Annotated in this window: 12 protein-coding genes; 1 reads left to right on the plus strand and 11 read right to left on the minus strand. The window is 37.2% G+C overall.

The features are described 5' to 3' along the window. Nucleotide 1 precedes the first annotated feature (1 nt). Nucleotides 2-778, minus strand: coding sequence for a polysaccharide biosynthesis/export family protein (locus tag BLR53_RS10735; protein WP_074589525.1), 777 nt, complete (start codon nt 776-778; stop codon nt 2-4). Between the two features lie 199 nt (nt 779-977). Between BLR53_RS10735 and BLR53_RS10740 the strand changes: the two genes are divergently transcribed. Then, the gene (locus BLR53_RS10740; protein WP_074589527.1) at nt 978-1,709 is read left to right on the plus strand and encodes a tyrosine-protein phosphatase; all 732 of its coding nucleotides are present in this window, start codon (nt 978-980) and stop codon (nt 1,707-1,709) included. A 327-nt stretch (nt 1,710-2,036) separates the two neighbouring features. On the opposite strand, the gene BLR53_RS10745 is transcribed toward BLR53_RS10740, so the two are convergent. From BLR53_RS10745 to BLR53_RS10790, 10 genes are all read right to left on the minus strand, one after another. Then, on the minus strand, nt 2,037-3,737 hold the full coding sequence (locus BLR53_RS10745) for a capsule assembly Wzi family protein (protein ID WP_074589530.1): 1,701 nt from the start codon (nt 3,735-3,737) through the stop codon (nt 2,037-2,039). Nucleotides 3,738-3,748: 11 nt separating this feature from the next. Next, nucleotides 3,749-5,440 carry a capsule assembly Wzi family protein gene (locus BLR53_RS10750; RefSeq protein WP_074589532.1) on the minus strand — a complete coding sequence of 564 codons (1,692 nt, stop codon included), beginning with the start codon at nt 5,438-5,440 and terminating at the stop codon, nt 3,749-3,751. Nucleotides 5,441-5,446: 6 nt separating this feature from the next. Continuing rightward, on the minus strand, nt 5,447-6,100 hold the full coding sequence (locus BLR53_RS10755; protein WP_074589806.1) for a hypothetical protein: 654 nt from the start codon (nt 6,098-6,100) through the stop codon (nt 5,447-5,449). 202 nt (nt 6,101-6,302) lie between these two features. Further along, nucleotides 6,303-7,598 carry a glycosyl hydrolase family 28-related protein gene (locus BLR53_RS10760; RefSeq protein WP_176763533.1) on the minus strand — a complete coding sequence of 432 codons (1,296 nt, stop codon included), beginning with the start codon at nt 7,596-7,598 and terminating at the stop codon, nt 6,303-6,305. A gap of 46 nt (nt 7,599-7,644) precedes the next feature. Next, complete coding sequence (locus tag BLR53_RS10765) at nt 7,645-8,730, minus strand: glycosyltransferase (RefSeq protein ID WP_074589537.1); 1,086 nt, start codon at nt 8,728-8,730, stop codon at nt 7,645-7,647. A gap of 106 nt (nt 8,731-8,836) precedes the next feature. Continuing rightward, complete coding sequence (locus tag BLR53_RS10770) at nt 8,837-9,754, minus strand: glycosyltransferase (protein ID WP_074589539.1); 918 nt, start codon at nt 9,752-9,754, stop codon at nt 8,837-8,839. A gap of 4 nt (nt 9,755-9,758) precedes the next feature. Then, nucleotides 9,759-10,814 carry an EpsG family protein gene (locus tag BLR53_RS10775; RefSeq protein ID WP_074589542.1) on the minus strand — a complete coding sequence of 352 codons (1,056 nt, stop codon included), beginning with the start codon at nt 10,812-10,814 and terminating at the stop codon, nt 9,759-9,761. Nucleotides 10,815-10,816: 2 nt separating this feature from the next. After that, nucleotides 10,817-11,575: a glycosyltransferase family protein gene (locus BLR53_RS10780; protein ID WP_143007863.1), complete on the minus strand. Its 759-nt coding sequence runs from the start codon at nt 11,573-11,575 to the stop codon at nt 10,817-10,819. A 329-nt stretch (nt 11,576-11,904) separates the two neighbouring features. Next, a complete protein-coding gene (gene wecB, locus BLR53_RS10785) occupies nt 11,905-13,017 on the minus strand; it encodes a non-hydrolyzing UDP-N-acetylglucosamine 2-epimerase (RefSeq protein ID WP_074589548.1) in 1,113 nt (370 codons plus the stop codon). Nucleotides 13,018-13,032: 15 nt separating this feature from the next. Then, entirely contained in the window at nt 13,033-14,295 is a 1,263-nt protein-coding gene (locus BLR53_RS10790; protein ID WP_074589552.1) for an O-antigen translocase, read from the minus strand. Between the last annotated feature and the right edge of the window lie 2 nt (nt 14,296-14,297).

Below are 14,297 nucleotides of genomic sequence, written 5' to 3' on the forward strand. Positions count from 1 at the left end.
CTTAAAGTCGCGTAATAATTAATGCTATGACAGATAGTGCTGACAGAACAATACTCACATTTCTATAGCTTGCGTCTACGCTAGCGTATTTAGCTGTACCTGGTTGTATATATAACACGTCATTATTTTTCAAGTAATAATAAGGAGAGTTAAATAATTCCTTTTTCTGTAGATCAAGACGCACGTATTCTCTTTTCCCTTGATTTTCACGAATCAGCAATACATTATTTCTGACAGCGGTGATGGTTAAGTCCCCAGCCATGCTCAAAGCTTCACTAATTGAAGCCTTTTCATTTTGCACAGGATAAACCCCGGGCTTAGCTACGTCCCCCAATACTGTTACTTTAAAATTAATCAGGCGCAGACTCACCACAGGCTCCTTCAAATAATTAACTAATTTGTTCTGAATGAGTTCTCGAGCTGCAGTAGTAGTAAGATCTTCCAAGTGAACATCTCCAATTAACGGCAATTGTATATTCCCGTTTTGATCAACCATAAATCCATTGGCGGTAAGCCTGGGATCTGTATTGCTACTTGTAACGCCCTGAGTTGAACTCGTATTACCTAAATTGAATATCGCACTGGCTTCTGCGTTTAAGCTACTCACGGTGATGGCTAGAATATCATTTTTCTGAATCCTCAACTGACTATGATTATTAATCTGCTCCTGAAGAATGCTATCCTGAGGCAAGTCTGTGAAATACGGAACGGATTTATATTTCACTCCGCAACTGCTGAAAATAACCGTGGCTATTATCAGATAAAAAAAGTGTTTCATAGGCGCTTATAAGACCATATAGATTTAAGATTAGCAAATATAGTATTATAGAATGAATTCAGTTGAAATTGATTTATTTTCTTATAAAACACTTAGCTACAGAAGACCTTCCACATTAAAAATTAAATTCTGCATGAGATGTAAGCCATCTTTTTTTTTAAAAAAAGCCATATCTTAGTAGCTCAAAAAATTCTGGTTAATGGGCATCTTTAGTTTTACTAAAAGAATAAAATACAAAGATTTTACTGCTATAAACGTTGACATGCACTCCCATCTAATACCCGGTGTAGATGACGGTGCGAAAGAAGTAGCAGATAGTATACAATTAATTTCCGGACTAAAAGAACTTGGCTACCAAACCCTTTATACAACTCCGCATACTTTACAAGACATCCATCCTAACACTCATGAGACACTGAAAAAAGGATATGCAACCTTGGAGGGAAAGCTACCGCAGGGCATTAACCTTCAACTTTCATCTGAATATTATATGGATGAGCAGTTCATTAATCAGCTAAATGAGGGTACACTCTTGCCTATGCCGGGCAATCGCCTGTTAATGGAGTTCAGCCAGATTTCAAAGCCGTATGATCTGGAAGAAGTAATGTTTAATCTTAGAATAAAAGGTTTTCAAGTTGTTCTTGCACATCCCGAACGTTATCTTTTCTTTCATAAGCACTTCGATTACTATAGCAGATTAAAGGAAATGGGGTTGGAATTGCAAGTAAATGCCTTGTCACTTACCGATCACTACGGAAAAGGCATCCGAGCGATAGCAGAAAAATTAATTGAGAAGGATATGATAGACTTTTTTGGCACTGATATTCATCATATAAGACATTTACCTGCTTTAAAGCATGTACCTGAGTCTAAATTTTTCACCAGGCTTGTAGACAGCGGCTTGCTAAAAAACAATACACTTAATAGCTAGGAACTCAATGTTTTGTTCTTTTTTACCCACACATACCGATTGCTGGTGCATTTTGGGCACCAGTAAATTCTTATAGGCAGAAAACCAAATACCGTTTTCAATAAAAAGCCCCGGGGAACCTGATAATGAAAATCAGTGTCGCATTTCCTGCATTTGTATTCTTGGAAACTCATTTGTAAATTATTTTGGCGCTAATAGATATATAAATTTAACATTAGCTTAACAATAATTAATGCTATTTGTTGGCTTAAATAATACTATTTAATCAATTAGATTTGATCCTATACTTTATTAATATTCATTTATCAAGATTATGGCGTGAATAATCTAAAATCTATAACTCACGCCAAACTGACCCACGAAATTGAAAACGTCATTTTTAGGAATGTAATACTGATCGGGAGTATAGTTCTTTAACCTCCATTGATAATTTAACGATTTGATTCCCTGTAGCTTAGCGTTAAAAATAAAATTCTTATAATCCCAATTTCCCTGAAGAGCAAATGCAAAATCTACCCACCTTCTACTATTGCCATTTAGGTTGTTGAAATATCTTTCATATAATTCTGTTTGATGTTCAAATCTCTCAAAACCAATTCCTACCCGTTTCATTCCTTTAACCCAGCTAATGTCAATCGACTGAATATTCCCACCTGAACCTGTTCCCGCCCCTAATATCTGACCTAAATGCGTATAACCTTGGCGCACCACGGAATGCGAATAAAAGTCTCCTGCCTCTCTAACCAACCTGTCTACAGATTGAGACATTTGAGTAATTTCTGCATTCACATCTATGAATTGGTCTGTTTTGGACTTAATAGGAACCATTTTCGAAAATCCGAAGACATACGAGCGACTATGGTCTGGTGAGCCCACGAAGTCTCTTAGATTATAAGCGTTATCATTTATCCCATATTCAAAATACACTTCAGCATGTGCCTTAGGAAATAACCATCTACTATAAAATGAGAGACGTTGGTCTCTTTCGATAGGACCTATATCTAAGCCAGCATTAACCTTCTGAACTGGTGTGAAAAAAGGAAAATAATCCTTAAATCCTTTCAGATCCTCCTGATAAGCCATGAAGTCTCTCGTGAACCCTAAGAACAATCCAGGAATCCATTTGGGCTGATAGCTAATATTAAAACCACTTAATAAGCGCCAGTCATCATTATATGGTTTGAATAACTCACGACCATTCGCATCCGCAGTCATTGACAGTGGCGTATATCCAGAATTTTCCAACTTGCCCGCTATAATTTGCATTTCAATTGATCCAATAGGCGTGCGAATAGGCCTGATTGTATTCAGCGTTAAGTGCTTAAACCCTGGTGCATTGTTGGTCATCATAATAGAATTTCTTCTTCCAGGACCCCACCACACGTTTTCATTACTCAACCCCAATGACATCGGCCCAGCATTTAGCCTGATACTACTCTGTCCCCAAAACAATTTATTATAAACCCCGCTGCCAAATCTCTCAGGCGCGTCCAAGTTATTAGCGAATACATAATATTGCGCTAGCTCCAGATTTGTCTTATCCACAGCAAACCCATCAAAAGCCCTATTCTGTGCCGAAACATATTCCGGTCTTAACTGAATAGTTAACGGTCCTATCTTCGCATAAAACCCTCCACTAACCATTGTTTGATAACCTCTTGCAGGAATCATCGCGCCATCATTCCATCCATAAGGATGGTGAGAATTGAATTGATTCTGCCAGGTGAATGGGAGAATCTGAAATTCACCATGCCCATTAGCAAAACGATAAGGTCCGGATGATTTTGTAATCCCATCGTTAACCAGACTACTGTCCGGATCAAAAACGTTCCTAACCTTAAACGCCACTGACGGCATTAATGGACGAATTGAAAAAGAAACTGAGGAATCCAGTTTACCTAGTAACTGCTGACGACGGTAATAATCTTCGAGGCCAGGCGTACCAACAGGTATGGACTGTGCATAAGCATTCGCGCCTGCTAAAACAGAAAGCCCAAGGGCAAAAAGTGCTTTGTATATCTTGTTCATGTGATAGCGAATTAGAAGCGGTAAGTTAAACCAGCCTGCATTTGTAAATTGAAAGCATCACGACCATTTACCCAGATAATATCTCCCGGCTTTTGCAGAAGGTACCACTGATAGTTCAGTGACTTTATGCCCTGCAGTTTTGCATTGAAAATAAAATTCTTATAGTTCCACTCTCCATTAAAACCAAGACTAAAATCTACCCAATGTCTCCTCGGGTCAAGACTATCTTCATAAGCATAGTAATAGAAGTCATTATTATGTACATAACGCTCCAACTGGATACCTAAACGTTTCAGGCCTTTTACCCAACTAACATCAAGCGACTGCATGTTGCCACCGGGACCAATACCTGCACCTAATACTTCACCTCTGTTTGTATAACCATGTCTGACTTGTTTATTTACGTACCAGCTATCAGCCGAACGAATATCCTCAGGAGAAGTCATCTGCATTTGTGTAGCCTCTATACTAAACAACAAATTCTCATTGCGACTCTTATTGAAAGGAATCATTTTACGCATTCCGAAGATGTAAGCTCTGTTCCTTGCAGGCTCAAGCATTTGGTTACGGTTATTTCCTTTATTATTATCGTTTCCGTATTCGAAATAGATCTCTGCCTGCTCTTCCGGCCATAACCATCTCATGAATACCGAACTGCGCGTGTCTCTTTGCTCGGTTGGTTCATCTGCATTAACCTTCTTACTTCCGGAAAAGAATGGAAGATAATCACCGAAACTATTCAGGTCATTATGGTAAGTCTGAGCACTTCTTGTTAAGCCTAAAAATAAGCCTGGGATCCATTTCGGCTGGTAGGTAACGGCTAATCCAGAAAGGTATCTCCATTCATTTCCTTTAGGCACATATAGGTTGTCTCCAAAAAAATCGCGTTCTGGCTCCAATACACCAAAACCAGAGCTTTCCAGTCTTCCCGCGATGATTTGCCCTTCAAATGAACCAATTGCAGTCTTAACAGGCTTACGGGTATTCAAGGTAAGGTGTTTAAAACCAGGCGCACTATTACTCATTAATAATGAATTACGCATTCCAGGGCCCCACCACAGGTTCTCTGTAGACAAACCGAAGGAAACATCCTTGTAATTTAACCGGATACTGCTTTGCCCCCAATACGCTTTTGAATATTCCCCATTTCCGAATCTTGCAGGTAAATCTATATTATTATAGAAATCATAATATCTGCCAGCAATAACCTCGTAATGGTCCTTATCAAAAGTATCAAACTTATCATTTGTAGCCAGGACTACCTCTGGACGGAACTGAATACTTAGTATTCCATATTCCAGAAAGACACCGGCACTTAATACACCCTGCAAACCCTTCGCAGGAATCATAGCTCCGTCATTCCAGCCATAAGGATGGTGAGAGTTGAATTGTGTTTGTACGCTTAAGGGTAATAAACTGACTTTAAGTTTTCCATTTTTGGAAGTGAAGTCACTGCTAACGTCCATTAGATTAAACCTAGCTTCCGAAGAATCAGGATAAAAAACGTCTTTAGCTTTGAAACTCAGTTTAGGAAGAATCGGCCTGATCATAAAAGAAACAGATGAATCTGCCAGTCCCATTAACTGTGCCCGGCGATAGTAATCTTCAAGGCCAGGTGTGCCTACCGGGATAGTCTGTGTATAACCAATCTGTCCTGTAACACAAAACAACAGGATGAAAAGGCTTATTTTTAAGTGTCTCATGAAATTCTATTTGAGGTTAATAACCCTGACTTTAATATTGTCTACCGACCAGCTCTCGTCACATTTCGGGTCTGCTACGTCTTTCTGCAGTAACTTGTCATCACATTGGATTAACAGATTGGCAGATGTGTGCGCAATACGCTTTTTGATCTTATATAAAGAAGTTCCGGTTGGACTTTTCGCCTGCGAACAAAAACCAGGAAGCCGCGTATTTGCAGCGCCTACTCTTGGATTATTATTATTGTTTGGATAGTCTGCGGGGTAAGATTGTGGCGGACAAATATTGCCTGGGAGACATTCCGCGTTCGAAAACGTGGTGTTAATGTAAGTTTTACCATCGACCTGCATTCTCCAGATATCAGGACCAGCTACGTTGTCCTGCATTTGTATATTTCCATTCCAACTATCATGGATATACAGGTCAAAAGTTACTTCAACCATCTCGTGAGCAGGCAGATCGTTTAAGGTAAGATCAAATCCCCCATTATTAAACTGGCCTAAAACTTTGCCCCCATTAAATGTACCGATTTCGGCCTTAGTTATGCCGGTCAGATCACCACTTTGAAAATCATTCGAATAAACTTCCACGTCACTATTTACGCTCTTTGCACAAGAGAAAAAGAAGGGTAAAGCCAGTATACAGAGTATTTTTTTTATCATATTTAAGATATAACATGGAATTGCCAAAAGCAAATCCATTTGCTGAGCAAATTTAGTGCCCTAATAATCGTACTCCCTTTCTGCGAGAAAAAGTTGTGGAATAAAGCGAATAAGGACTATGATCCTCATGATTAACGTTATGATTACATATAAAACATTTTTCACAACAACTCAATAAGTAATAATCCAACACTCACAAACATTAAAGATTTAATTCAATTTGAGTTGAATTCATCCGATTTGTTTTACTAATTTTTTTCACGTCGCCAATTTTTTCTTTTCGATATTTTAATATACGAATCCCCGAAAAATCATCATTTTTCGAAATAGAATTTGAATAATTATTATAAAGAATAAGATACTTCAATTTTCCGGGACTTAAAACCTTATTAAGGTTATCATTAATTTTAATATCGTCGGCTTTAATGTTAACGATTGTATTGGAGAAATAGTCATAATTTCCATCAATTGTAATTCGGTTCTTCTCAATTATGCTTCCGGCCCGTGAACCACCGCGAGCAACAAAGTTTAATAAAGAACGGTCACTCAAAGCTGTGATATCACGCACTCTATTTAAAGAATTTCCTTTTGGGAGTCCTTTGTTGGTAATCAGATTTCCACTAATTACTACGGGATTATTATGTCCTTCAATTGGATCATTTTCAAGGACAATGCCCATATCTGAACCCGATAGTTTATTATTAAGTATCTGATGCCCGCCATAATCCGCCTCCAGATGGATCCCACGGTCATATCCGAAGATATCGTTACTAGCGACCACACAATTTTCTGCCATAAATTCTAGGACTATACCACATCTACCTAATTGTTTAGTTTGGGTGAAATCATTATGAATTAGATTACCGGTAATTTTTGCAGAAGCTACGTTGGAAATATAAATGCCATCACCATAGTCGTCAAGAGCCGGATTGTACCCCCAACAATTCAACACCTTACACCCGTTAATCTCTACTGAATCAAATCGTGCCGTAACAGGAATTCCAGTTTGTGCCGTCGTACTGATATAAATACCTTCTCCATAGATGTCCGAAACACTTAGGTTTTCTAACCTAACTGTTCTTTTATCAGTGATGGAAATGCCATAGTACCATACATCTTTTAAAATAAATGGGCTCATTTTACCGTATGGATGAATACCAAAACCACCCTTTAATTCTATGTTGTTGATTGCAATAGTCCCTACAGCGTCAGTGGCAATATAGCCTCGAACTGCAAGCAAAGAAATAGTTGCCTTACTAAATATTAAAGGTAATTCCCCTTTTTCCCTCAGCCCTGTAATTTCCAATTGATTATCCAGGTAATGTGCTATCAATGTTTTACTGATCTGATATTTCCCTGCAGGAAATAAAATCTTTGAAGATTTTGTTTTCAGTGCTGCATCAATGCAGTCCTGAATTGCTTTGTAGTCATCTGCAATCCCATTTCCCTTGGCCCCAAAATCTTTTACGTTAAAAGTTTCAGTTACCTGAACAGCCATTGAACAGTTGAAATTGACCACTATAATAGATAATACGAAAAATAGTCTATTTAAGAGTTTCATATACTTTAATAAATTGATCAACCATAGTATCTATTCCAAAATTTTTAGCTCTGATTCTGCATTTTTCCGCTATTTCCGCATAGTATATCGGATCCTGAATTACATGTTTAATCTGCTCTATTAAAGATGATTCATTTCCTGCTTCAAATAGAAGTCCGGCTTCGAACACAATTTCTCTTAAGCCTGGAACGTCAGACGCAATGACGGGTTTGCCAGCCGCCATTCCTTCAACAGCTGATAAACCAAAGCCTTCCCAGAATGACGACTGAATAACAATATCACTAGTCTTCAACAACTGCGCAACATCCATTCTTACACCAAGAAATTTAACTCTGTGTGTCAATTGCAACTTGTAAACCAGATCTTCGCATTGCTGCCGGCCATCGCCAGTTCCGACTAATAATAATTTAAACTCAGAACTCAAGTTTGCCATCGCCCGGATTACAGTCATCTGATCTTTTTCCAAACCGAAACGTGAAACCTGAATTAGGATTTTTGAGTGCGGGTCATCGAAAAAAATAGATCTTACATAGGGTGACGCTGTATAAAATTTTTCTGGGTCAATACCATTCGAAATTACCCTGATCTCATTTTTCAACCGGACCTCTTTAACCAACATTTCTTTAACCTGGGGTGTTATTGCAGTAATCAGATTATAACGTTTATATATAAAACGGTCAATGATACGGAATATCGGCGATTGTACCCTTCTGTTGCTTGTACTGTGTTCCGTAAAAATAAGTTTTGTTTTACTGAAACTTAACCACTTGGCAAGACTTACAAAATACATGGCCGGGAAAAGATGAACATGTAAAATATCATATTGCCTTAAATATTTCATCAGCTGGAAAATTGGATAGGGGTGATATACGGATTTACTCCCTAACACAATCACCTTTCCTGTAAAACATTTCTCTAATTGTGTTTTAAAAGGAGTTTGATCTCCATTAAGTAGTAGCACATCCACATCTACGTTTTGAGCTCTGTATTTGGGTAGAGTATCAACAAGTAACTTCTCAGCACCTCCGATACCTAGATTATTAATGACATGAAGTATCTTTAATTGCATAGATTATAACTAACGCTTAAACGGATAAAAATTGACAGGAACTAACAGTGATAATTAGTAAGATATACCTTGTCGTAGATTTGGGTAAATTATAGTAATTCTCATATTAGTTAATTGGTTTCCTCATCAGCGTTTTCATCATTAGAGCAAAGATACTATTATATAAAGTAAATTTATTGTTAATAACAAGCTGTATCCTCCGGAAGAACCCACTTTTTACGTATTCAAAATAACCTTCGAATAGAGCTATTTGTTCTAATTTTAATTGCGTTTTATAAGTTTCAAAAAAAGCAAGGTTTGCCTCGTAATGCTTACGGTCAACAACTGGAACGTCACTTACGAAAATGGATTTTATTCTACTTTTAAGGCTATAATTTATATTTGCAGTTACTTTGTTATCGTGAAATTGCCTATATAACATTAAATTTTTATCTACATAAGACATTGTGCCGAAACATACAACAGCCATTGAAATCAAATGATCATGCATAGCAACATATGAAGGCTTTATAATTATTTTATTAAGTAATGCCCGGTTAACCATCAGAGAGCATCCTTGTATTCCCCCGTTCATAAATAATTGTTCATTCAAGTCTTTTGGATTAACAAATGTAATTTTATCGCTAATAATACCTGTATCCGTTGAATAAGCAAAGCCATTACAAAATACACCTTGTGGTAAATTGGCATCCGGTCCAAATGCCGCAACTAGCAATTGTAATTTATTCTCGAACCAAATATCATCTTGATCACAGCAAATCATGAGCTGAGAGGTGGAGAATTTTAAGAGGTGAGTGAAATTATCAGCAGCGTTTCCGAATTGAATATTATCCTCAATAAAGGTTATACGATCATCCATTAGAACGAACTTCCTAATAATGGCAACCGTTTCATCTGTTGAACCATCGTCATGAATAATAAGCCGCCAGTCGGTTAAAGTCTGAGATAATAATGAATATAACTGGCTATTCAGATATGCTGAACCATTATAAGTTGCCAGTAAAATGTCAATAGTTTGTTTCATGGCCTTATTGGAAATATGGTCTGATCAATATAGGTTCAATCAATTTACATCCATAGTAAAGGAAAAAGCAATTAAACAGGAAATGCATCATAACAAAATAATATTTATAAGTAGATTTCTCTAACTCTTTTAAAACGTTTGGAAGGAACAACACGCTACACTGGAAAAACAAATGTGAAAAACGCTGAAATATGGAAGCTTGGATAAATAACAAATTCAGGGACACCCCAACTGCAAGTAAACGATAATACATACTGAAATTAAAGTTTTCACTCATAATCTTGCGGTTAAAAAAAAGATAAAGAGCCATCATTAGTAACCCAATAAATGAAACTACAAAGCCGCCACCACCTTCTTCATCAAAATATATTTGCATATGCTCCGGCACACCACCTAGACTCAATAATATGGGAAATGGGTTTATCACAAGCCCAACTAGACAAAAGACTGGTAGAATAGCATATAAATACCGGTTTTTTATCAGGTAACAGATGGGTAATACCAATATTAAAATGAGAGAAGTACTGTGTATCAATAGAGATAAAACAAAAAATAAAAAACCTAGGAGATAGTGCGGCTTTAAAAAGTAATATACAGACCAGAAAACCAGTGCACAACTTAAGCCATATCTAATTTGGGTAAAATCCCGATAGAGATAAAAAAACGATATGTAGATTAAAACCGCGGTAAATGGATATTCACATAACTTATAGAATAAAGTATAATTTAATACTCCCGTCAGCAAGGCTACAACTAGAAATAGCGAGTTGATATCGCCACCCAGAGAATTGACTACTTTATTCAGCAGCAGATAGCCGCGTTCTGTATTTTCTTCATACCGGCCAGCAAAGCCATCACTATAACTTATTGCTGCACTGATCCTAAAAATCTCTTCATAGTTAGAACTGTCATTATCCGTACCGATACTTTTCAAGCCCGGTAGTAAAATCAATATGGTGCAAAAAGATATGTAAATACCTCTTTTTACGATTCCATCATCTATGTAGTCAAATGTACAGAGCAGGAAAGCTAGAATAAATACGGCATAGTAGACAAACATTGCTAGTTACTTTCAAATTCATTTAACAGGTATTCCCTTATATCGGTACCCTCCGACTTATCTTTCAGGCTAGATATAATGCCTATATTTTTTTTACTCTTTTGTGCTTTCAACGCCTGAAGACTAAAATCTTCTAAAGATAAGTAATCATAACCCATGGTGTCAAAATCACCAATATTTTTACTTTTGATAATTGGGATCATTCCATAAAACATGTATTCGACTAATTTGGTCGGACATGCTACTCTGTTTACCGTGATGTCGTCTCTCAAGATGAAACCATAATGAGCTTTTTCGTAAAATTTATGTAATTCATTCGGAGCCACCGAATCGACAAATACCTGCTGTGAATCAGATAGGCCTTTTTCCGCCAATACAGTTTTCATCTGATCAAGACTGCCTGTTAATATGGTATAAATAATATCAGGTGAAATATGTTTACTAATCACATCTATCATTAAATCTATATTTTGCCAGGACTGGAGGTTTCCACTATATACGATATGAATCTTGTCACCGTCTTCATGCCGAGGTATCTCATAATTATCAACCATGATATTAGACGGCATAATTGGATAAGATATGAGCCTAACCTTGCTGCTTGGATATTTTTCTCGGAAATGATTAGACATCGCATCGGTTACAGAGATTCCAACACTTAAATATCGGAATAAATAACTTTCCACCATGGCATAAAATCTGGATTTTCTTTGCTGCCCTGCGAATTCATGTTCTTCAGGCACTACACCGTGAATGTCCAAAACTAATTTTTTATTCGCCTTCAAAAACTTTAAACACGGGAAAACTGGTAGAACATTCTGTAATGAATGAAAATAAATAAATCTGCTTTGACTAAGCAGCTTCATAATGAGAAAAAAATGCAAAAACAAATTGCATTTATACTGCAATACACCTTCCTTTATTGGATAAATCTGTTTAGTCGTGAAAAACCGATGAGATACGAAAAGATACAGTCTTTGATCGTCTCTAAACTGCTCGTCTACCGCAGCCATTCGTTGAGACATCCCTTCCTTTATTGTTTCGCTATTAGGGTATTCTGCAACAAATACTATATTTTTCTTTCGCCTACTCATGAACGAACTCCTGATACGATTCGTGAAGAGGAAAGACCATCACCATAAGGATTATGTGCCTTGCTCATTTTAATATATTGCTCATCATTATCTAATAATCTGGTGACTTCAGTAACAATCATATCCAGATCTGTTCCTACCAGTTTTACCGTACCGGCATCTACTGCTTCAGGCCGTTCTGTATTATTTCGCATGACTAACACCGGCTTACCTAAACTTGGGGCTTCCTCCTGAACACCGCCACTATCTGTTAAAATCAAATAACTCTGGTTCATTAACCACACAAATGCAGGATATCCCAATGGATCAACTAATTTCACCTGCTTAATATTTCCTAAAATATCATAAACAGGGCCCTGAACATTGGGATTTAAATGTACCGGATAAATAATCTGTACATCGTCCCGCTTCGCAATCTGCTGAAGAGATTTACAGATATTGATAAAGCCATCTCCAAAATTTTCTCTTCTGTGTCCGGTAACCAGTATTATTTTTTTAGTTATATCTATAATCTTGCGCAAGGAGACGATTTCTTCATTTTCATAAGTTTTCAACTTTTCGGATGCCCATAATAGGGCATCAATTACGGTATTACCTACAATGCTGATTTGTTTGTCGTCAATTCCCTCTCTGCATAAATTATCTGCTGATACCTGGGTCGGTGCAAAATGCAGGTCTGTTATTCTACCGGTGATTTGCCGGTTCATCTCTTCCGGGAAAGGTGAATGTTTATCAAACGTTCTCAATCCGGCTTCGACATGGCAAACTTTCGCTCCTGCGTAAAATGCCGCCAATGCTGCACTCATTGATGTCGTTGTATCTCCGTGTACAAACACAAAGTCAGGTTTGAAATCTTCAAGAACCGGTCTGAGGCCGATTAACAGATCAGCAGTCAAATTATATAAATTCTGCCCGTATTTCATAAGATCAAGATCATAATCCGGATCAATCTCAAAAAATTCAAGAACCTGGTCTAACATCTCACGGTGTTGGGCGGTGACACAAACTTTAGTCAGAAACTCTGAATCATTCTCTTTAAATAACTTGACTAAAGGAGCCATTTTGATCGCCTCTGGACGAGTTCCAAAAATTAATAGTATTTTCTTCATTTTGTTAGTATCAACTTAAACTTCTTCTAATTTTCCGAATAATATATGCCTGAATATGTAGACCATAATTAGGAAATATATAATATAATTTGCGAAAAAAGCAATTGTTACGCCTTTTAAGCCAAACATGTCAACAAATAGATAACCAAAAACAACCCACATTACCGCAAAAAATGTCTCGGTAAACATTGCGGTCTTAAACATAGCCTTTGCCACCAATAAATATCCAAGTATGAGTGATGCAACTTTCATAACATCGCCAAGAAGCTGGTAAACAAACAGATCTTCCATGGCAAGAAACTCTGGCGTATAGAGTGTTTTGATGATAAAAAAACGTAAAAAGTAAATAATTAAACACCCAAAAATTGTTACCGGCAATATAATCTTGAAACCATATAATATTTCCTTTCTAATGTCAATTTCATTTTTAAGGGAAGACAACTTAGGGAGATAGTAAATACTAATCGATGTATTAATCAGGAGCAGATACCCATCGGAAACCCGCATCATTCCCTGCCAATAACCTGCACTATCCACACCGAGTTTTTCGGTCAGCATGTTTCTGAGTAATATTTGAGAGACTGGCATTGTTAAAGCCGAGACTAAAGCGATTAGCCCATATCCACCCAATTGCTTAGCTAATGGGATATCAATTATTTTGCCGAAATAAGCCCGATTAAACCAGGATTGGCGCCGAATAACAAGAACGGTAACAAGTAATGATAACGTTTGTGTAACAATTAAAGCATATAATGCGCCTTCAATCCTGAAAAAATAAACAAGGATAACAGTAAGTACTAGGCTGAAAATTGCACCTAGCGTGTTGACGAACGTGTATAATTTAATCTCTTTACGACCATTCAGAATTGATATAAACAAAATATTAACTGCATAAAACAGCAACGTAAGTGCTAATGTTCTAAACACATTAGCGTATATTCTGGAGTACAAGATAATTTCAGACAAATAGGGAGCCAGGCATAAAATTATAATTCCGGTGAAGATCGCTGCAATCAAAGATATCCGGAGCGACGTGCTGAACAATGTTTTCAACCGTTCGCCGTCACCTTCATATTCTGCGGTGTATTTAACTACTCCATTGCTGATCGCCCCGTTAGAAACTGTGAGAATAATAGCCAAAAAACTGGTGAATTGACCAAGCAAGGCTACCCCTGCCGGCCCGGTTATCATTGCAATCACTTTAGCTGCAATAAAACCAGAGGCTATCTTAATGAACGTAATTATACCTGAAAATAGAGATGTCTTGATTAATTTCATCC

The sequence above is a fragment of the Pedobacter antarcticus genome (assembly GCF_900103515.1).
GTDB classification, from domain to species: Bacteria; Bacteroidota; Bacteroidia; order Sphingobacteriales; family Sphingobacteriaceae; genus Pedobacter; species Pedobacter antarcticus.

Bases quoted from the DNA above. Each gene is read 5' to 3' on its own strand.
- BLR53_RS10790 (WP_074589552.1), bottom strand. From the start codon at position 14,295: ATGAAATTAATCAAGACATCTCTATTTTCAGGTATAATTACGTTCATT.
- BLR53_RS10740 (WP_074589527.1), top strand. From the start codon at position 978: ATGGGCATCTTTAGTTTTACTAAAAGAATAAAATACAAAGATTTTACT.
- BLR53_RS10755 (WP_074589806.1), bottom strand. From the start codon at position 6,100: ATGATAAAAAAAATACTCTGTATACTGGCTTTACCCTTCTTTTTCTCT.
- BLR53_RS10760 (WP_176763533.1), bottom strand. From the start codon at position 7,598: ATGGCTGTTCAGGTAACTGAAACTTTTAACGTAAAAGATTTTGGGGCC.
- BLR53_RS10745 (WP_074589530.1), bottom strand. From the start codon at position 3,737: ATGAACAAGATATACAAAGCACTTTTTGCCCTTGGGCTTTCTGTTTTA.
- wecB (WP_074589548.1), bottom strand. From the start codon at position 13,017: ATGAAGAAAATACTATTAATTTTTGGAACTCGTCCAGAGGCGATCAAA.
- BLR53_RS10750 (WP_074589532.1), bottom strand. From the start codon at position 5,440: ATGAGACACTTAAAAATAAGCCTTTTCATCCTGTTGTTTTGTGTTACA.
- BLR53_RS10770 (WP_074589539.1), bottom strand. From the start codon at position 9,754: ATGAAACAAACTATTGACATTTTACTGGCAACTTATAATGGTTCAGCA.
- BLR53_RS10775 (WP_074589542.1), bottom strand. From the start codon at position 10,814: ATGTTTGTCTACTATGCCGTATTTATTCTAGCTTTCCTGCTCTGTACA.
- BLR53_RS10735 (WP_074589525.1), bottom strand. From the start codon at position 778: ATGAAACACTTTTTTTATCTGATAATAGCCACGGTTATTTTCAGCAGT.
- BLR53_RS10765 (WP_074589537.1), bottom strand. From the start codon at position 8,730: ATGCAATTAAAGATACTTCATGTCATTAATAATCTAGGTATCGGAGGT.